This window comes from Crystallibacter degradans (assembly GCF_012952295.1).
GTDB classification, from domain to species: Bacteria; Actinomycetota; Actinomycetes; order Actinomycetales; family Micrococcaceae; genus Crystallibacter; species Crystallibacter degradans.
On record NZ_JABBCH010000001.1, the window covers coordinates 349,894 to 368,534 of the forward strand.

An 18,641-nucleotide genomic window follows, 5' to 3' on the forward strand; every position below is an offset into this window, starting at 1 on the left:
CGTGAGATAAACAGGAGAACCGGATGAGAGAGTTCTCATCTTGATGTTGCCGCGCGCGCGGCGCACCTCGAGACCGGGCGCAGTAGAGTTTTTGTAGGCGTAGCAAAGGGAAGGCGTCATGACCGAAACCCAGAGGATCCCCACGGGCGACCACATAGTGCAGGAACTCCCCTGGCGCTGGAGGGTACAGGGAAAAATCTTCGTCATCGGCGGCTTGGGGTTCATGTTCGACGCGTGGGATGTCACCCTCAACGGCGTCCTGATCCCCCTGCTGTCCGACCACTGGAGCCTCGAACCGTCACAGGCAGCGTGGATTGGCACCGCCAACCTTATCGGTATGGCTATCGGAGCATTCGTCTGGGGCACCATCGCGGACCTCATCGGACGGAAGAAAGCCTTCACAGCCACGCTGCTGGTCTTTTCCATCTTCACGGTCTTCGGCGCCTTCGCCCCGGACATAGTCTGGTTCTGCATCTTCCGCTTCATCGCAGGCTTCGGCCTTGGCGGCTGCGTTCCCGTGGACTACGCGCTTGTCGGTGAATTCACGCCACGCAAACAACGCGGCCGCGTCCTCACTGCGATGGACGGTTGGTGGCCCGTCGGCGCCGCCCTTTGCGGTTTCGTCTCCGCCGGCATCATGGCCACCTTCGCCGATTGGCGCTACACCATGTTGATCATGGTGCTTCCGGCGCTTCTTGTCTTCTGGATCCGCCGATCCGTCCCGGAGTCTCCCCTGTTCCTGATCAGCAAAGGCCGTGGCGAAGAAGCAGCCCGAATCATCAACGATCTGGTCAGACGCACCGGCGGCACACCCACCGAATGGCGGCTGCCCGAGCCCGAGGCAGCGCCAAAGCTCTCCGTCGGCAACATCTTTGAACAGTTCCCGGCCATCTGGAAACACAACTGGAAAATAACGACGGCGGTGTGGGCCTTATTCTTCAGCATCCTGTTGGTCTATTACCTGGCTCTGACCTGGATGCCACGCATTCTGATCGAGTCCGGCTTCGCCGAAGTCCGCGCCTTCATCACCACCGCCGGCATGGCAGGCGTTGGACTGCTGGGCGTCATCGTCGCCGCGTACTTCGTGGAAAAGACGGGCCGGAAGTGGATCCTCGCGGTCACCGGACCGCTCTCTGCTCTGATCCTGGTCATTGTGGCGCTGGTGATTGAGGTGCCTGCGGCCGTGATTACCTGGCTACTGGTCTACGGGTTCGTCGTCCAGATCGCCATCCCAGTCCTCTACGCTTACGTCTCCGAGCTCTACCCCACCGAACTGCGCGGCTCCGGCTTCGGCTGGGCCTCGACCTTCTCCCGCGTCGGCGCCGGCTTCGGACCGCTGATCTTCGTCTCCATCATGTGGCCCTACCTCGGCCTCGCCTGGTCCTTCGCCATCGCCGGCGGCCTAGTGCTGATCGCCGTGCTCTGGATGGCCCGGTTTTCCCCCGAAACCAAAGGCGCCGAACTACACTGAATGCTTCTGGGAGACGCCGTCAGCAGCCAGCCCCATTCGGATTCTCAAGACAGTTGTCAGCAAAATTGTTTACGACCGATCGCCACACACTGATAGTCACCGGCTCAGCTGAAAATGCGGCGTCGCCAGGGACATCGATAACGACCCCACCGTTGACGGTGTAAGTAGCGCGGTAAGTCACTGTAAGGCCAACAGCAAAGTCTCCCGTTTCCTCAAAAATGTGACTCGTATCCGTTTTCGTGCCCCATTCGCCTTCCTGAAGAGGACCTCCAGGAAACAGGAATGGTCCGCCTCGGGCGCCATCTCCATAATTCCACTCATACTGCACTGGATGGGCTTCGAGGTGGATCTCTTGGCCATGAAGCTCGAAGTCGGCTGACTGTTCACCCGAATCCGCATAAAAATTAGTTTCAGCACCACGCAAGGTATGCGGAGCCGGCTGACCGAGTACTTCACCTGCGTTTATCGGCAGGTCACGAAACGCCTGAAGGATATCTTCAGCGATTAAGTCCATGACGTCCACAGGCTTCTCCGCATACAGGCACGAGTATCCATCCAACCGGCGCCATTGCAGTGGTTCGACTAAAGTCGAAGCCGACTCCCAAAAAACTACTCGTCCATCGTCAGCCGCATCGCATTCAGGGAGGCCGCCGAGACAAGCTATATCGATGTTGTCTCGCCCTTCATCCATACACGCGATCTCATAACGAAAAACCGTGTCCGGCTTTGGAAGCGCGTTCGGGCTGCTAGTCCATCCCCCTCCATCGGCGACCGGGTAATAGGAGGTAACCGTAGGTCGTCCTCCTGCCCAATCGGAGAGCATTTCGGGTGGCTTGTCTGCTGACTTCGAGAATGGCACAAACATTGGAGACGTTTTCGCACCGAATGCGGCTGAGTGGCTTAAGGCAACTACGACGACTGCTACTAACATTGTCGCGAGCAGTTGGCAGGAGATCCGTTGCCTCAATCGTTTGAAAAAGGTTCTCCTCATTGTCGCTACATATCCCCAGCGACGCCTACATCGACGGTCTGCCACGACCCTTCTTCGTAGCGGGCGACGAGAACATCGACTTGCATGTCAGATTCTGGAGTCGTTCCGTGCAGCGTGCCGTCGGCAAGGTAATAACGAAGCTCTCCTGATACGAGTTGGATCGCAACGTGATACTCACCAGCGGAATTACTGACGAAATCAGTTCCCGTACCATCTATTTCGACCTTGCCACCGACCTGCCAGCGACCCTCCGAATGCCATTCCTTGATATTCTTCGCGACATCACTGCAACGGACACATGATTCATTAGTAATGCCCTGCAGCCTTTCCACGTCTCCCGACTCGTAGGCGTAATTCAAAAGGTCGTACCAATACAGTGTGAAGGCCTCTAGCCCCTTCTTGGAATCCTCTTTTGCGAGTTCAGGCATTTCTGGGACGGGCACATTCTTCGCAGGCCCCTCGGCTGAAGCAGGCTTATATTTAGGCGTGGCACTTGGGGTCGGCGCCGAAGTAGCCGTTTCAGCAGCAACAGCCGAAGTTGCGGGTGAGGCTGAATTGCCGGGCTCGCCTTCGGCGTCCCCGCCGCAGGCCGCGAGGCCGAGAGCGGCCACTGCCAGCACGGCAAACAGCGACGATCGAGCGCGCGTGAAGGTGTTGAATTTGGTCCTGCGGTTCACCGAGACCCCTATGCACTGGTCGGGTTGCTAGCTGATGTGTTCGAGCAAGTGTAATCACACGTTTAACTGCGCAGGAAGGTTATCCACAGGAAACCGGGCTCCGAGAGCGCAATAAGTCGTGAAGGCTGCAACCGACCACACCGACGCCATCGTCGCCAAAAAAAGCTAGCCGGTGCGTGTACTGAGGTCCGCCAGCGTCTGCACCAGGAGCTTGCGCTCCTCCACTTTGATGCGCTCGTGCAGGACTTCCTCGGTATCCTCTTCGCGGACGGGCACGGCGGCCTGCGCCAGGATGGGGCCGGTGTCCACGCCGGAATCGACAATGTGCACGGTGACGCCGGTGATCTTCACGCCGTGGGCCAGCGCGTCCCGGACTCCGTGGGCGCCGGGGAACGAGGGCAGGAGGGCGGGATGGGTGTTGACCATGCGGCCATCGAAGGCCTCGACGAATTCGGCATCCAGAATGCGCATGAAACCGGCGAGCAGCACAACATCGGGTGAGTAGGATGCGACGGCGGCCTGCAGTGCGCGGTTCCATTCCGGCCGGCTGCCGTAGTCGGCAGGAGCCACCACGAACGTCTCGATGCCTGCACCCTCGGCGCGCTCGAGCCCCAGGCAGCCAGGAACGTCGGAACCCACGGCGACGATATCGGCGGCGAGCTCCCCTGTTTTCACCGCTTCGATGACTGCCTGAAGGTTGGTGCCGGAGCCGGAGACGAGTACCACGATGCGCATGCGTCAACTTTATGCTCCCGGCTCGCCTAGGCTTAAACCCATGGAACATGACACACGGCCGCGGCCCAGCGAGGAACAAACAAAAAACGCCAGTCTCTATCTGCGGGTTCTGCTGTTGCTGGTGCTGGCCACGTTCCTGGCTGCGGCTCTGCCGCTGCCGTGGAAGATTGCCGCGCTCGTCCTGGCCGTGGCCACCGTGGTGGTTTCGATCGTGGGCCTGGTGAAGTCAGTCCGGCACGGCCTGCCGGGGACGCTGCGGATCACGTTCATTTTCGGCATCATCGTCGGCGGTTTCTTCGCGCTGACCGCCCTGGCTCAAATGGTCTTCTGGCCGCTCACGGCACAGTACGAGGAGTGCACGCGGCTGGCGGTCACCCAGAGCGCGCAGGAACAGTGCACCAGTGAGTACTCGGAAAAGCTGCTCGACTACAACAGCCTGTTCAACCCGGAGAGCTGACAGATCCGTCGTAAGAATGGCGGGAGCTAGTCTTTCTTTCCGCGGCTCTCCGCCGTCGTTGTTGCTGCGCGGCGCGGTTCGCGCTCCAGCCAGGGCCCCACGGCGTAACCAATAACGACGCCGACAGCCACTTCCAGCGCTACCCAGAGTGCCGTCCACATCGGGTCCGGCCCCAGGTCCACAAAACGGCCGATGCCCAGGGAACCGCGGGACAGCCAGGCAATGAAGGCAGCGCTGGCCCCGGCGACGGCGCCGATCAGCAGGCCAAGCGCCAGGGTGGAAGCGGCGGCGGTAAACCAGCGGGTCTGGACCTTGATGGACAGCCATTCGTCAAAGTGGTTTTCACCTTCGCGCAGGAACCACCAGCCGGCCAGCACACCGGCAACTACCGGCAGCAGCAGGGCCGCCATGCCGTAGGTCAGTTCGCCGGTGGGCAGGGCGCCGAGCAGCGGGAACGCCGGGAGCGGGCCCACCGTGGTGGCGAGCGGGCTGATGGAGCTGCCGGTGCCGACGGCGAACCCGGCGCCGGAGGACCACGCCAGCGTCCAGCCAACGAAGTTCGGCAGCAGACCCAGCTGCGCGACAGTGAGCACGATCCCGCCGACCACACCCGTGTTGAGCTCCTGGTAGATCTCGATGATGTCCGCCCAATGCAGGGCAATGTCCACGGCCAGCAGCAGCGCGGAGAGGCAGACCGCGGCGGTGACGGCCAGCAGGCCCGCCCGAATGACGGACCAGACATAGGAACCGGCCCAGCGTGAATGCTGGCTGGTCTTGGCCACCCAGGCCGCCGCGTCGACGCCGATCAGCCGTCCCCACGATCCTGCCGCACGGTAGGCCCCGATGATCAGGCCGGCTCCGGCCGGGATCACCGGTATCAGGGCGCCGGCCACCATGGAGATTTCCACTTCATTTGTCTGCACGAGATAAGCCGTGGCACCGCCGACAAAGGCATACACCCCGAGGGCGCCGAGCAGAGCCTGCCAGAGCTGGTCGGTGTACGCGGCACGCGCCAGACGCCGCCCTGCCCGCCAGGACAGGAAGAAGGGCAGCAGGGTCAGCCCCAGCGGGACGAGGGACAGTGTTCCCCGCTCCATATCGGCGGACGTGGGACCCATGAGGATCTCCAGCTGCAGCGGCACGCCATGGATCAGTAGCCAGGCCTGTCCGCCAAGCCTGGCCAGCGAATCGAAGCTGCGGTCTTCGAACCCGTCCGCGAACCACACACCGACGAGCGGCAGCAACACGACGATCGCCGAGAGCAGCGCGCTCTGGAAAAGTTCGAAACCACCTTGCAGCCAGAGGGGCATGGGCAGTCCGCTTTGCCCGCCCGGGCGCCATTTGAGTTTCATTGTCTCCATGGTGCCAGTTGACGGGCCGTCGTCCGGCCAGCGACGCGGCGGAGCAGCCAAAAGCGGCGGTACTAACAGCCCGCCGCCCCTGCAGCGAGCACATTCGCCCGGCAGCCGTGCAACACTACGGCTGAAGCACAACCTTAATGCAGCCGTCCTCCTTCTTCTGGAACATCTCGTACATGGCCGGCGCCTCGTCCAGGGAGACGCGGTGGGTGACCAGATCGGACAAGGCCAACGGGTCCGTGTCGTCGTCCACCAACGGCAGCAGGTCGGTGATCCAGTGCTTGACGTTGCACTGGCCCATCCGCAGCTGGAGCTGCTTGTCGAACATCTTGAGCATCGGCATCGGATCCGCTTCCCCGCCATAGACCCCGGAGAGCGAGACGGTCCCGCCGCGACGGACGGAATCAATGGCGGCGTGCAGGGCGGCCAGCCGGTCCACCCCCGCCGTCGTCATCGCCAGCTTGGCCACGGGGTGCGGCAGGATCCCGACGGCGGCCTGGGCGGCAGCCGCCACCGGCGAACCGTGCGATTCCATCCCGACCGCGTCGACCACCGAGTCCGGCCCGCGTCCGCCGGTCATGTCGCGCAGGTCATCGGCGCAGTTCCGGGTCCAGTCCAGCGTGGCGATGCCGTGCCGCTCGGCCATCTGCCGCCGCTCCGGAATGCGTTCGACGGCGATGACGCGGTAGCCCAGGTGTTTGCCGATCCGGCTGGCCAGCTGCCCGATGGGGCCAAGCCCGAAGACGGCCAGCGTGCCGCCGCCGGGGACATTGGCGTAATCCACGGCCTGCCAGGCTGTGGGCAGGATGTCGGAAAGGAACAGGTACCGCTCGTCCGGAATGCTGTTGTTGGCCACCTTGATGGGCCCGTAGTCCGCGTGCGGCACCCGCAGGTACTCCGCCTGCCCGCCCGGGATCGAGCCGTAGAGTTCCGTGTAGCCGAACATCGCCGCACCGGATCCCTTCTCCCTGACCTGCGTGGTCTCGCACTGCGATTGCAGGCCGAGGCCGCACATGAAGCAGTTCCCGCAGGCGATGTTGAACGGAATGACCACCTTGTCGCCGGGCTTGATGTTGGTGACGGCGCTGCCGACTTCCTCCACAATGCCCATGGGCTCGTGGCCGAGGATGTCGCCCTTATTCATAAACGGGCCTAGGACCTCGTACAGGTGCAGGTCCGAGCCGCAGATGGCGGTGGAGGTGACGCGGATGATGGCATCCGTGGGGTCCTGGATGGCCGGGTCCGGAACCTCCTCGACGGACACTTGACGTTTGCCTTGCCAGGTCAGAGCTTTCATGTCTGGAACTCCTGTCAATGATTCGCGTGCCGGGCCGCGATTTCTGGCGGCGGGAACCTTTTCAACGCTACGCGCCGGTCCTGGTTCGGGCTAGAGGTTGACAGGCCTCGGCGGGAAAACGCGTCAACGTACGACGGCGGCACGTACCTCAGGGGGCAACGGCACCTTCCCTTTCGGCCGGCTCGCCGGCAGCGGGCAGGATGTTCTGGTTCCCGCGGAAGATATTGTCCGGATCGAAGTCCCGTTTGATCCGCGCGAGCCTGGCGTAGTTCTCGGGCCCGAAGGCCGCCTTGATCCGCTCCTGCCCCTCGTGGCCGATGAAGTTCAGGTATACGCCGCCGCTGGCATAGGGGGCGATATCGCGACGGAAGCCCTTGGCCCAGCCGATGGCTTCAGCAGTCTGTGCCGGATCCTGCCACAAGGCAAAGGGGTGGGTGACCCATTGGGCAGTGCGCCGGGCCATCGGTGTGGAGCCCGGGTCAACCCTGCCGGCCTGGCCGCCCCAGGGTGCCAGCAGCATCTGCGAGGATTCATGCGGCAGCGCTTCCCCGAACCGGAGGAAGACGTCCAGCGCCGCGTCCGGAAACTCGTCGTGGTAGTCCGCCGTCCAGTAGTTCAGCTGCCCCGGGGCATCGTCGAGCATGCACTGGAAATCCGCATAGGGACGGGGTTCGACAATATCGGCTGCTGGCTGCAGCGCCCTCAGCGGTTGGACTGCTTCCCTGCCCTCCTCCGGGTCGCCCGCATAGACCACCACGATGGCCAGTGCCGGCTTGCCCTGCAGTTCGGCCGGCACGAACTCCTCGGGCGGAGCGATCACCGTGAGCAGGCAAGAGCCCAGGGCTTCGGGCGAGGCAGGTACGAAGTCCAGGTAGGCGCGCGCCACTTCCCGGGCCTGTCCGAGCGGCCATAGCAGCAGGCCGCACTGGACCTGCTCGCCGACGTCGTACATTTTGAAGGTGAGGGAGGTGGCGATGCCAAAATTCCCGCCGCCGCCGTGCAGCGCCCAGAACAGCTCCGGGTTCTCAGTGGCGCTGGCCGTCACTTCCTCCCCTGCCGCCGTCATCAGATCCACGGAGACCAGATTGTCGCAGGCCAGTCCCCAGCCGCGGTCCATCCAGCCGGAGCCGCCGCCCAAAGTGAAACCGGAAACGCCGGTCGTGGAGACCCGGCCGCCGGTTACCGCCAGGCCGTAGGGCTGCCCCGCCCGATCGAACTCTCCCCAGGTTACGCCGCCGCCAACGGTTGCGGTGCGGGCCTGAGGGTCGACGGCGATGTCCTTCAGCCCGCGCACGTCGATGACCATTCCGCCGTCGTTCATGGACATGCCCGCAACGGAGTGCCCGCCTGATCTGACGGCGATCTCGAGGCCGTGCTGCCGCCCGTATGACAGCGCTTCGCGGATGTCGGCCGCGCTCGAACATTGGGCGATGACGGCCGGCCGCCGGTCGATCATCGCGTTGAAAAGTGTGCGTGCTTCGTCGTAGCCGGCGTCTTCCGGCCGGATCCATTCCATGGTCTGCTCCTTCTCACCATGGGCCACCCGAGACAGATGTTACGCCGGGCAGCGAAGGGCAGCCAGCACCAAAATTGAGCGGTGGGCGCGGGCCAATCATGCACTTTCACCGGCGCGGAAAGAAAAAATCCGCTGTTTGGAAAAAGGTGTTAGGCAAACATTTTTAGTGAGGTTTCTGAATCAAGGGACTTTAAATGGAAGCGGGCGGCTGGTTCAAAAAGAACCAGCCGCCCGGAAAGGCGGAATATTCCGGGAAATCAACACGGCAAGAATGCCGCGGACTGCCTCCGGATTTCCGCCAGCCTAGGTTTCCCCATCGAGCCCCAGTTTAGGCGCCCTTGCGGCGCTTGGGAATGAGCTCCTCCTCAGCTGAGGACTTCGAGCGCTTCTCGGCGCGCTTTTCCTTGATAGATTTACCCTGCTTCTTGGTGTTAGACCCTTGCGGGGACTTTCCTGCCATTCCAGCTCCTTTTTCAAGGCGAAATACAACGGTATGAGAGACCATACCTGCTTTAGAATAAAAAGCCAGTGCGGGGGCGGAACCGGTGGAAAAGGTGCGCTACGGGAATAAAAGCACCGCTTTAACCGTTGAGGCCCAGCTTTAACCATTGAGGTCCAGCAGCCCCTTGATCAAAGCCGCGACGGCGCCCACGAACGCCATGATGATGACCGCCACCCGCGCGTGGTCGTCCTGGATGTGCCGCAACAACTTCTCCCCCGTGAAGATCCCGACCACGATCATGACCCCCAGCGCGGCCCACATCCACCAATCCAGCTGCGGCAGATGGGACGGGTTGAGCCAGGTCCGCACGCCGACGGTGATCAGGCAGATCACGAAGAAATAGGGCTGCAGGGTGCCGGCGAACTCGCGCTGCGGCCAGCGGGCCAGCACCGCGTAGGCGCTGACGGTAGGACCGCCCACTCCGGCCAGGGAGTTGGTCAGTCCCGACCCCAGCCCGGCCAGTGCCTTGGGCGGATTGCCACTGACCGTCACGGATGCGCGGTGGAGCATCACGGACAGAACCAGGGCAAAGATGACGACGGCACCGACCGTCACCACCAGCGGCGCGGACGGAACGTTGACGGCAATGAAGGAGCCGCCGATGGTCCCGAGTGTGGCGGGGATGGTCAGCCACCAGAACATGTTCCAGTTGATGTCCGCCCAGACCCGCGGCACGATCAGGCCGCAGGAGACCACCGAGCAGATATTGATCATCATGATCCCCGTGTGCGCGCCGAGCAGCATCACCAGGATGGGCGAGAGCAGCAGCGCGAAGCCCACCCCGGCAATCCGCTGGGCTACCGAGCCGAGGAAAATCGCCACCAGAATCACGCTCAGAAGTCCAAGAGTCACCCGACTACACTAGCCCTCTCCCGCCACCGGCCCGCACCGGCGCCGTCGTGAGTCTTCTGCAACTGTTCACCGGGGCGAAACCCTGTCATCGCCGGGAGTCTGCGACCGGCCGCCACGGTAGAAGCGTGAGGATCGCCATTGTTGCTGAATCGTTCCTGCCGCATATGAACGGCGTCACCCACTCGCTGCTGCAGGTCATTGCGCACCTGCGCCGGCGGGGCGACGACGTGCTGGTCATCGCCCCGACGTCATCCTGGATGACGAGGCGCCGGCCAAGGTGGAGGGCTACCCGGTGCACCGGCTGCCGTCCGTCCCGCTGCGCGGCTACGCCAACGTCCGGGTCGCCGCCGGGACGCCGGCGCGGCTGCGGCGGATCTTCGCGGACTTCATGCCCGAGGTGGTGCATGTGGCCTCGCCGTTCGTCCTCGGCTGGCGGGCCGTGCAGGCCGCGCACCAGCTGGGCATCCCCGCCGTTTCCATCTACCAAACCGAGGTTCCCGCCTATGCCGCGCGCTACGGCGCTCCATGGCTGGAGCAGTTGTTGTGGCAGCACGTGGAGAACATCCACGAACTCTCCACACTCACGCTGGCGCCGTCCAGCTTCGCCGTGAACCAGCTGCACAGCCACGGCGTCCGGCGGGTGCACCTATGGCGGCGGGGCGTGGACACCTCGCGTTTCAACCCGCAAAAGTACGACGCCGGGTGGCGGGCTTCCGTGGCGCCCAACGGTGAGCGGATCATCGGTTTTGTGGGCCGGCTGGCGGCGGAGAAGCAGGTTGAGGATCTTGCCGTGCTCGCCGACTTGCCCGGCACCCGGCTGGTTATTGTGGGGTCCGGGCCGCTGAAGGACTCGCTGCGTGCCAAGCTGCCCGATGCGTATTTCGCCGGCTTCCAGGGCGGCGAGGACCTGGCGCGGATGGTGGCCAGCTTCGATCTGTTTGTCCACCCAGGTGAATCCGAGACGTTCTGCCAAACCATCCAGGAAGCACAGGCCTCCGGGGTACCGGTGGTGGCGGTAGGACGGGGCGGTCCACTGGATCTGGTGGACCAGTCACGGACGGGCTGGATCTACGCCCCGGGAAGGCTGGATGAACTGCGCTCCCGCGTGCAGGACCTGATCGGTGACGACATCAAACGCCGCGCCTTCGGCCAGGCGGCCTTTGAGTCGGTCCAGGGCCGGACCTGGCCCGTGCTGTGCGAGCAGCTGGTCGGGTATTACGCGAAGGCGATCTCGGTGAAGCGGCGCGCACTGAACGTCGAGGCCCTGGAGTACCTTCGCTGAGCAAGCCTCCCGGACCACACCGGTTCGGGCCCGGCAGATCCATTGTGCAGCCGGGGCCCTTTCCAGCGTTCAAAAGGGCACCAGCTGCACAATGAGCGAAGGTCAGTAGCTGGCGCGGGGCGCTTGGGCTTCTGCCCCGACCCCTGCTTCTTCCGGAATGTACTTGGCGGCGAGCGCCTCGGTCCCGCGGGCCAGCAGCGCCACGTCGGCTCCGACGTTGACGAAGTCCGCCCCGGCGTCGACGTAGCGCCGCGCAGAGGCTTCGACGAACGCGTTGACGCCGACGAACTTACCGGCGGCCTTCACGTCCTGGATGGTCTTGACCACCGCGGCCACCACGTCCGGATGCTCCTGCTGGCCGAGCACGCCCATGGAGGCGGCCAGGTCAGACGGGCCGATGAAGATGCCGTCGATCCCGTCCACCGCCGCGATCTCCGCGGCGTTCTGGACTGCCTCGGCCGCCTCGACCTGTACCACCAGGGTGACCAGCTCCTCGGCACGGTTCAGGTAGTCGGGGATGCGGTTCCAGCGTGCCGAACGGGCCAGCGCGGAACCCACCCCGCGGATACCGCGCGGCGGGTAGTGCATGGCCGCCACCGCGGCCTGGGCCTGCTCGGCATTGTTGACCATCGGGACGATCAGCGACTGCGCCCCGATGTCCAGGAACTGCTTGATCAGCACCGGATCGTTGAAGGGGACGCGGACCACGGGGATGGCAGGGTAGCCGGCGATGGCGCGCAGCTGGGCCAGGACCGTTTCCAGCCCGTTGGGCCCGTGTTCGGCGTCGATCAGCAGGTAGTCGATGCCGGAGCCGGCGCAGATCTCGGCGATGCCCGCGTCGCCTGAGCACACGAACATGCCGGCGATGGTGCGGTCGGCGTTGTTGACAAGGTCCTTGAAGGACGGCGCTGCTTCTACTCGAATCGGCATGTGATGGATCCCAGCTGTCCGTAGTCTGCGTGCACGGTGTCGCCCTCGTAGACCCACATGGGACGGGTAAAGGAACCGGCAAGGATGGTTTCGCCAGCCTTGAGATGGTCGCCGTGCGGGGCGATCTTGTTGGCCAGCCAGTACACGCCCGCGGCCGGGTGGTTCAGGACGCCGGCGGCGACGCCGGTCTCCTCCACGGTCTGGTTTTTGTACAGGATCGCGGCGATCCAGCGCAGGTCCACGTCCTGCGGGCGGACCGGGTTGCCGCCGATCACCATGGCGCCCATGGCGGCGTTGTCGGAGATGGTGTCCACGATGGTGCGGCCTTCCATCTCGATCCGCGAGTCCAGGATCTCCAGCGCGGGGACCACGTATTCGGTGGCGTTCAGCACGTCGAAGATGGAGGCGTTGGGGCCCTTCACATCGCGGTTCAGCACGAATGCGAGCTCCACCTCGACGCGCGGGTGGGTGTACTGGTCCCACTTCACCGTGCAGCCGTTTTCGAGGATCATGTCGTCGAAGATGATGCCGTAGTCCGGTTCGGTAATGCCGGTGGCGGCCTGCATCGCCTTGGAAGTCAGACCGATCTTGCGCCCGGCGAGCTTGCGGCCGTTCGCTTCGCTGCGCTCCCGCCAGAGGTTCTGCACGGCATAGGAGTCCTCCACCGTCATCTCCGGGTAGCGGGCCGTCAGCCGCGGCACCGGGGTACGGGTGCGCCCTGCCTCCACCAGCTCATCGGCAATCTTCTCAATGGTCGTCTGATCAAGCACGCGACAGGCTCCAGTCCAAAAGTCATCAGCTGCGGCAGCCGGACGGAACCCCCGTCCGGTCTGGTGGTCCTCCGTACGGCGGCGGTGCCGGGCGGCCACAGCACCATAGTACGTTTCCCCGCGCCGCCATGAGACTTCCATTACTGCCCGCCCACCCCCTGGCCCCGCCGGCCCGCCGGAGAGGTTGGTCACACTGTGCGGCCCGTCATGCGCCGGTTTGCGCGGCTGACCTACCCTTAATGGGAGCAAACTGCGGCCGGCGCCCTTCCGGCCGTGTAACACCGCCGCAGGCCACCGCCGGGCGGATCCAGTTGAGGAAGTATCCAATGTCGTTTCCCTTCCGTACCCCGCGCCGTGCCGTCGTTTCCGCGGCAGGTGCCGCGGCCGCCGTCGTACTTTTGGCCGGTTGCAGTGCCGGCGGCACCGGTTCCGAAGAGAACGCGGGCGAGCCGGTCAGCGGCGGGAATCTGGTCTACGCCACGGGCGACGCCGAACCGACCTGCCTGGATCCGCATGTGGGCGGCAATTACCCGCAGGCGCTGGCGGCGAGCCAGTATCTGGAACCGCTGGTTTCCAAGAACGACGACGGCGAGATCATCCCGTGGCTGGCCAGCGAATGGCAGGAAAGCGAAGACGGCCTGACCTGGACCTTCACGCTGCGCGAGGGCGTGCAGTTCACCGACGGCACCCCGCTCAATGCCGAGGCGGTGAAGGCCAACATCGAGCACGTCCAGGACCCCGAAACCGCGTCTTCCACCGGCTACCTGGCGCTGCAGAAGATCGAGAGCGCCGAGGCCGTCGACGACCTCACTCTCAAGCTGAACCTCAAGGCTCCGGACAGCGCGCTGCTGGAATCCTTCAGCATGCCGTGGGTCGCCATCCAGTCCCCCAAGGCCCTCGAGCGCAGCCAGGAAGAGAACTGCGCCGCGCCGGTGGGCACCGGCCCGTTCATCGTGGAGGACTGGGTCAAGCAGGACTCGATCACCATGGTCCGCAACGAGAACTACAACTCCCCGCCGGCCGATGCCGCCCATGAGGGCCCGGCCTACCTGGAGTCCATCACCTGGAAGTTCATTCCGGAATCCGCCACCCGCTACGCCGCACTGCAGGCCGGCGAGGTGCACGTGATCGACAACGCGCAGCCGGACACTATTGCCGCGGCGGAGAACAACGACGTCATCAAGCATCTTGACGCGCCACGACCCGGCGCGTCCAACCGGCTGGAGCTGAACACCAGCAAGGCGCCCTTCAACGATCCGCTGGTGCGCGAGGCGTTTGTGCGGGCCGTGAACGTGAACGACGGCGTTTCCTCCTTGTTCTTCGGGACCGCCGAACGCTCGTACTCACCGCTCTCCAGTGTCGAGCCGCTGGGCTACTCCGACGAGTCCCTGTTCGGCTATGACCCGGCCGAGGCCAACCGTTTGTTGGACGAAGCCGGCTGGACCGAGCGGGACGCCGAGGGCTACCGGGTGAAGGACGGGAAGCGGCTGAGCCTGGAATTCCCGGTCAGCACCAACCAGTCCATTCCGGCCGAGCAGTCCCTGTTCGAGCAGCTGCAGGCCACGGCCAAGGAAGCCGGCTTTGAGATCAAGCTGAACCTGCTGGATCTGTCCAGCTGGTACGGCGCCCTGGCCGAGAACGATTACAACCTGGTCAGCGCCCCCTATACCAAGGTGGGCCCGGACGTGCTGCGGATCCTGTTCCACTCGGACAGCACCGTTCCGGCACCCAGCGGCTACTTCGCCAACCTGTCCCAGGTGAAGCAGGACGAGCTCGATGAACTGTTGACCAAGGGCAGCGGAACCTCCGACCCGGCCGAGCGCGCGGCGCTGTACGAAGAGGCGCAGAAGATCGTGCTGGAGGGCTACTACATCCTGCCCCTATACGACCAGCAGAACCACTTCCTGTACCGCTCGGAAGTCTCCGGGCTGCGGGCGCTGCCCACCGTGTCCACGCCGACGTTCTACGATGCCTGGCTCAACTCCTGAGCAACCGGCTCCCGGCCGGCCGGCGCTGAGCAACGGCGACAGCGGGCGCGCGGTGAGTGACAACCGGGGGCCGGAGCGGACGCTGGCCGATGGCGTCCGCTTCCCAACAACCGTCCGCTGGCTGCTCGCCAAGGTGCTGGGCGCGGTCTTCGTGCTGTGGGCCGTCGCCACGCTGATCTTCTTCGGCATCCGCTTGATCCCCGGCGACCCGGCCGAGGCCATCCTGGGCGGGCCGGGATCGCAGGCGTCGCCCGAGGCGCTGGAGCAGGTCCGCCGGGACTACGGGCTGGACCAGCCGCTGCTGGTCCAATACTTCACCCAGATGGGCCGGCTGGTGCAGGGCGACCTGGGCGACTCCTACTCGCTGCGGATGCCGGTGGCCGAACTGCTCGGCAACCAACTGCCCGGCACCCTCCTGCTGTCCGCCCTTGCCCTGCTGGTCGCCTGGCTGCTGTCGCTCGCGCTTGCCGGCTGGTCCACGCTGAACGGCAAGGCGGCCGCCGTCGTTGCTTCGGGGCTGGAGATCGCCGCAGCCGCGGTGCCGCACTTCTGGCTGGCCAGCATTCTGATCCTGCTGTTCAGCAACACCCTCGGCTGGCTGCCGCCGGTCAGCACGAACTCCGCCGACGGTCTCGTGCTGCCCGTGCTCGCGCTGGCCCTGCCGCTGGCCGGGTTCCTGGGCCAGGTGATGCGCGAATCGATGCTCAACGCCATGACGTCGCCCTTCGCCCTTTCGGCCCGCGCCCGCGGCGAAGGCGAAACCGGCGTGTTGTTCCGCCATGCCCTGCGCCATGCCGCGCTGCCCGGGATCGCGCTATCCGGCTGGGCCTTCGGCAGTCTGCTCAGCGGCGCCGTCGTGGTGGAGTCCATTTTCGCCCGCCCGGGGCTGGGCCGGACCCTGCTCAACGCCGTCACGCTGCGCGACATCCCGCTGGTCACCGGCGTCGCCCTGGTCTCGGCACTGTCGTATGTGGTGGTCATGGCCGCCAGCGACGTGGCCGAGCGCGCCGCCGATCCACGATTGCGGGCAGCATGAGCATCTTCTCGAGCAAACGCAACCACCAGGACCCGGTCCTCGCCGGGACCTCAAGAGCGGCTGGAACCCCTGATGTCGCAGAGACTCCCGGCACGCCCGGCGCCCCGGGAACCCTCGGCCCCACCCGCGGCCTGCGCCGGGTGTCCGGCCTGCGCGCCGTCGAACTCGGGGCCGCCGCCGTCGCGCTGTTCCTGGTGCTGGCCGCGTGCTTCCCCACGCTGCTGGCACCGTTCGACCCGCTGGCAATCAACCCGGCCGACTCGTTCCAGGGCCCGTCCGCGAAACACTGGTTCGGCACCGACGAATCCGGCCGCGACATCTACTCCCGGGTGATCCATGGCGCCCGCCCGTCCCTGCTGATCGGCGCCGCGGCCACCGCCATCGGCGTCGGGCTGGCACTGGTGCTCGGCACACTGGCCGGGCTCGGCGGCCGCTGGCTGGACTTCGGCGTGGGCCGGATCCTCGAAGTGCTGTTCGCGCTGCCGGGCCTGCTGCTGGCGCTGGTATTCATCGCGCTGGCCGGACCGGGGATCACCACCTCGGTTGTCGCCGTCGGACTCTCCACTGCACCGGGCTACGCGCGCATCATCCGCGGCCAAATCAGCCAGGTGAGGTCGTCCGCAATGGTGGAGGCCGCCGTCGTACTTGGCCGCCGTCCGGCGCAGGTGCTCTTCCGCCACATCCTGCCCAACGCCCTCTCCCCCGTGTTTGTGCTTGGCACGCTCGGGCTGGGGCAGGCCGTGGTGTGGGCGTCCTCGCTGAGCTTCCTCGGCCTCGGGGCACCGCCGCCGGCGGCCGAGTGGGGCGCGATGCTGGCGGCCGGCCGGACCTATCTGGGCACGGCATGGTGGATGACGTTCTTCCCCGGCGTCGCGATTGTCCTGACGGCGGCGTCCTCGACCGTGCTGGGGCGCGCCCTGCAGCGAAGGGTGGCCGGCCGGTGATTGCTAAGAACGACGCCGTGCTGCGGGTTGAGAACCTCAACGTCGGCTTTGGTGCCGTCCCGGCAGTGCGCGGGGTGTCCCTGTCCATCGACCGCGGGCAGTGCCTGGCACTGGTGGGCGAATCCGGTTCCGGCAAGTCCGTTACTGCCCGGTCCCTGATCGGCCTCGCCGGAGATACCGCGGATGTTTCGGCGGAACGGATGGAACTGGGCGGCGAGTCCTTGACCGGGCTGGGCCGGCGCGGCTGGCGGCAGCTTCGCGGCAGCAAGGTGGGCTTTGTGCTGCAGGATGCGCTGGTCTCGCTGGATCCACTGCGGACCATCGGCCGCGAGATTGAGGATTCGCTCCGGCTGCGCACCCGGCTGACCCGGGCCGAGCGTGGCCAGCGGGTGCTGAAGCTGTTGGCAGACGTGGGCATGGACGATCCGCAGCTGCGGGCGGGCCAGCGCTCCGGCGAACTGTCCGGCGGCCTGCGCCAGCGGGCCCTGATCGCGTCCGCCATCGCGCAGGATCCGGCACTGCTCATCGCCGACGAGCCGACCACCGCCCTCGACGCCACGGTGCAGGCGCAGATTCTTGACCTGCTGGCATCGCTGCGCGAGCGGGGAACGGCGATGCTGCTGATCAGCCATGATCTGGCCGTGGTCGGCTCGGTGGCGGACCAGATAGCGGTGATGACCGAGGGCAGGATTGTCGAACAGGGCCCGGTGGCGCAGGTCCTGGGCTCGCCGCAGCACGACTACACGAAGAAGCTGCTGCGCGCGGTGCCCTCCGGCCACCCCCGCGGGGCGCGGCTCTCCGGCCCGTCGGTGATGTCGGGCACTTCGGAGGCGTCCGGCTCGTCGGGTCTGTCAATCTCGTCCGGCGCGAAGGCACCGCAACCGACAGCGCCGGACCGCGGAATCCCGCAGTCCGGCGCCAGCACACCCGTCCTGCAGGCCACAGACCTGGCCAAGCGGTTCCGCACCCCGGACAAAACCAGCTTTACCGCCGTCGATAATGTCTCCTTCGAACTGGGCGCCGGGGAGACGCTCGGGCTGGTGGGCGAGTCCGGTTCCGGCAAAACCACCATTGCCCGCATCGCCCTCGGCCTCACCATGCCTGATGCCGGCGAGGTCCGGCTGTTCGGCGAGCTCTGGAGCGCGATCACCGAGAAGGAGCGCCGCGGCAGGCGGCCGTTGCTCGGCACCGTGTACCAGGACCCGCTCAGCTCGTTCGACCCGCGGCTGACCGTCGGCCAGACCCTGGCGGATGCTGCCACCGGCGGCCGGACGCTGAATCCCCGTGGCAAAGAAGCCCAGGTCAGCGAACTACTGGAGATGGTCGGGCTGCCCGCGGACTTCGCCCGCCGCGGCCCGCGCACACTTTCAGGCGGGCAGCGCCAACGCGTCGCCATCGCCCGCGCCCTGGCGCCGCGGCCCCGGATCCTGATCTGCGACGAACCGGCCTCGGCACTGGACGTCTCGATCCAGGCCCAGATCCTGGACCTGCTCGATGACCTGCAGCGGGAACTGGGGCTGGGCTACCTGTTCATCTCGCACGACCTGGGCGTGGTGCGGCACATGAGCGACCGCGTGGCCGTCCTGCGGCGCGGCCGGATCGTCGAACAAGGCCCGGCGGAGCAGCTCTTCGCGGCGCCGCAGCATCCCTACACACAGCAGCTCCTCGCGTCCTCCCCCGCCCTCGAAGCCCGCTGAGTCGGCAGCCGCGTCCCCGGGCGGGAAGGCGGGCTTACTATGGAGGTGGCACGCCCTGCCCTCAACTAGAAGGAGACTTCCATTACCGAATCGCTTGCCCCCAGTGACATTTCGGATGCTTACTTTGGTTCTCCTGAA

Annotated in this window: 16 protein-coding genes and 1 pseudogene; 7 read left to right on the forward strand and 10 right to left on the reverse strand. The window is 65.5% G+C overall.

Annotated features, from left to right (window positions below; all coding sequences use genetic code 11):
- The first annotated feature begins 118 nt into the window (after positions 1-118).
- Positions 119-1,471, forward strand: a complete 1,353-nt coding sequence (locus HGO92_RS01520) for an MFS transporter (RefSeq protein ID WP_169991224.1) — start codon at positions 119-121, stop codon at positions 1,469-1,471.
- Between the two features lie 19 nt (positions 1,472-1,490).
- On the opposite strand, the gene HGO92_RS01525 is transcribed toward HGO92_RS01520, so the two are convergent.
- The 3 genes from HGO92_RS01525 to purN all read right to left on the reverse strand — a co-directional run bounded on the left by HGO92_RS01525 (position 1,491) and on the right by purN (position 3,874).
- Positions 1,491-1,985, reverse strand: a complete 495-nt coding sequence (locus tag HGO92_RS01525; protein ID WP_205834144.1) for a PKD domain-containing protein — start codon at positions 1,983-1,985, stop codon at positions 1,491-1,493.
- Between the two features lie 482 nt (positions 1,986-2,467).
- Positions 2,468-3,139: a DUF6318 family protein gene (locus HGO92_RS23605; RefSeq protein WP_169991226.1), complete on the reverse strand. Its 672-nt coding sequence runs from the start codon at positions 3,137-3,139 to the stop codon at positions 2,468-2,470.
- A 165-nt stretch (positions 3,140-3,304) separates the two neighbouring features.
- The gene (gene purN / locus HGO92_RS01535; protein WP_169991228.1) at positions 3,305-3,874 is read right to left on the reverse strand and encodes a phosphoribosylglycinamide formyltransferase; all 570 of its coding nucleotides are present in this window, start codon (positions 3,872-3,874) and stop codon (positions 3,305-3,307) included.
- 40 nt (positions 3,875-3,914) lie between these two features.
- Here purN and HGO92_RS01540 point away from each other — a divergent pair, with 40 nt between their 5' ends.
- The gene (locus HGO92_RS01540; RefSeq protein ID WP_169991230.1) at positions 3,915-4,331 is read left to right on the forward strand and encodes a hypothetical protein; all 417 of its coding nucleotides are present in this window, start codon (positions 3,915-3,917) and stop codon (positions 4,329-4,331) included.
- Positions 4,332-4,357: 26 nt separating this feature from the next.
- On the opposite strand, the gene HGO92_RS01545 is transcribed toward HGO92_RS01540, so the two are convergent.
- The 5 genes from HGO92_RS01545 to HGO92_RS01560 all read right to left on the reverse strand — a co-directional run bounded on the left by HGO92_RS01545 (position 4,358) and on the right by HGO92_RS01560 (position 9,856).
- Positions 4,358-5,683, reverse strand: a complete 1,326-nt coding sequence (locus HGO92_RS01545) for a cell division protein PerM (protein WP_169991994.1) — start codon at positions 5,681-5,683, stop codon at positions 4,358-4,360.
- A 124-nt stretch (positions 5,684-5,807) separates the two neighbouring features.
- Positions 5,808-6,986, reverse strand: coding sequence for a zinc-dependent alcohol dehydrogenase (locus HGO92_RS01550; protein ID WP_169991232.1), 1,179 nt, complete (start codon positions 6,984-6,986; stop codon positions 5,808-5,810).
- Positions 6,987-7,134: 148 nt separating this feature from the next.
- Positions 7,135-8,502: an FAD-binding oxidoreductase gene (locus HGO92_RS01555; protein ID WP_169991234.1), complete on the reverse strand. Its 1,368-nt coding sequence runs from the start codon at positions 8,500-8,502 to the stop codon at positions 7,135-7,137.
- A gap of 328 nt (positions 8,503-8,830) precedes the next feature.
- On the reverse strand, positions 8,831-8,962 hold the full coding sequence (locus HGO92_RS24175; RefSeq protein WP_257790771.1) for a hypothetical protein: 132 nt from the start codon (positions 8,960-8,962) through the stop codon (positions 8,831-8,833).
- A 141-nt stretch (positions 8,963-9,103) separates the two neighbouring features.
- On the reverse strand, positions 9,104-9,856 hold the full coding sequence (locus HGO92_RS01560; protein WP_169991236.1) for a TSUP family transporter: 753 nt from the start codon (positions 9,854-9,856) through the stop codon (positions 9,104-9,106).
- A gap of 125 nt (positions 9,857-9,981) precedes the next feature.
- Here HGO92_RS01560 and HGO92_RS01565 point away from each other — a divergent pair.
- Positions 9,982-11,138 (forward strand): annotated as a pseudogene (locus tag HGO92_RS01565) (glycosyltransferase family 4 protein).
- Between the two features lie 102 nt (positions 11,139-11,240).
- Here HGO92_RS01565 and HGO92_RS01570 read toward each other — a convergent pair.
- Both HGO92_RS01570 and hpaH read right to left on the reverse strand, forming a co-directional pair.
- A complete protein-coding gene (locus tag HGO92_RS01570) occupies positions 11,241-12,068 on the reverse strand; it encodes an aldolase/citrate lyase family protein (protein ID WP_169991237.1) in 828 nt (275 codons plus the stop codon).
- A complete protein-coding gene (hpaH, locus tag HGO92_RS01575) occupies positions 12,053-12,838 on the reverse strand; it encodes a 2-oxo-hept-4-ene-1,7-dioate hydratase (protein WP_074699314.1) in 786 nt (261 codons plus the stop codon). The genes HGO92_RS01570 and hpaH overlap by 16 nt, the downstream gene beginning before the upstream one ends.
- Positions 12,839-13,164: 326 nt before the next feature.
- Here hpaH and HGO92_RS01580 point away from each other — a divergent pair, with 326 nt between their 5' ends.
- Genes HGO92_RS01580 through HGO92_RS01595 form a run of 4 tightly spaced genes read left to right on the forward strand, consistent with a single transcriptional unit; the run spans position 13,165 to position 18,503 of the window.
- Entirely contained in the window at positions 13,165-14,826 is a 1,662-nt protein-coding gene (locus tag HGO92_RS01580) for an ABC transporter substrate-binding protein (RefSeq protein ID WP_169991239.1), read from the forward strand.
- A gap of 52 nt (positions 14,827-14,878) precedes the next feature.
- Positions 14,879-15,862 carry an ABC transporter permease gene (locus HGO92_RS01585; RefSeq protein WP_440915705.1) on the forward strand — a complete coding sequence of 328 codons (984 nt, stop codon included), beginning with the start codon at positions 14,879-14,881 and terminating at the stop codon, positions 15,860-15,862.
- On the forward strand, positions 15,859-16,806 hold the full coding sequence (locus HGO92_RS01590; RefSeq protein WP_240974329.1) for an ABC transporter permease: 948 nt from the start codon (positions 15,859-15,861) through the stop codon (positions 16,804-16,806). Before HGO92_RS01585 ends, HGO92_RS01590 begins: the two co-directional genes overlap by 4 nt.
- A complete protein-coding gene (locus HGO92_RS01595; RefSeq protein WP_440915753.1) occupies positions 16,806-18,503 on the forward strand; it encodes a dipeptide ABC transporter ATP-binding protein in 1,698 nt (565 codons plus the stop codon). The genes HGO92_RS01590 and HGO92_RS01595 overlap by 1 nt, the downstream gene beginning before the upstream one ends.
- The last annotated feature ends 138 nt before the right edge of the window (positions 18,504-18,641 follow it).

Coding starts and splice junctions, on each gene's coding strand:
- HGO92_RS01520 (WP_169991224.1), top strand. CDS start 119: ATGACCGAAACCCAGAGGATCCCCACGGGCGACCACATAGTGCAGGAA.
- HGO92_RS01525 (WP_205834144.1), bottom strand. CDS start 1,985: ATGGACTTAATCGCTGAAGATATCCTTCAGGCGTTTCGTGACCTGCCG.
- purN (WP_169991228.1), bottom strand. CDS start 3,874: ATGCGCATCGTGGTACTCGTCTCCGGCTCCGGCACCAACCTTCAGGCA.
- HGO92_RS01540 (WP_169991230.1), top strand. CDS start 3,915: ATGGAACATGACACACGGCCGCGGCCCAGCGAGGAACAAACAAAAAAC.
- HGO92_RS01545 (WP_169991994.1), bottom strand. CDS start 5,683: ATGAAACTCAAATGGCGCCCGGGCGGGCAAAGCGGACTGCCCATGCCC.
- HGO92_RS01550 (WP_169991232.1), bottom strand. CDS start 6,986: ATGAAAGCTCTGACCTGGCAAGGCAAACGTCAAGTGTCCGTCGAGGAG.
- HGO92_RS01555 (WP_169991234.1), bottom strand. CDS start 8,502: ATGGAATGGATCCGGCCGGAAGACGCCGGCTACGACGAAGCACGCACA.
- HGO92_RS24175 (WP_257790771.1), bottom strand. CDS start 8,962: ATGGCAGGAAAGTCCCCGCAAGGGTCTAACACCAAGAAGCAGGGTAAA.
- HGO92_RS01570 (WP_169991237.1), bottom strand. CDS start 12,068: ATGCCGATTCGAGTAGAAGCAGCGCCGTCCTTCAAGGACCTTGTCAAC.
- HGO92_RS01580 (WP_169991239.1), top strand. CDS start 13,165: ATGTCGTTTCCCTTCCGTACCCCGCGCCGTGCCGTCGTTTCCGCGGCA.
- HGO92_RS01590 (WP_240974329.1), top strand. CDS start 15,859: ATGAGCATCTTCTCGAGCAAACGCAACCACCAGGACCCGGTCCTCGCC.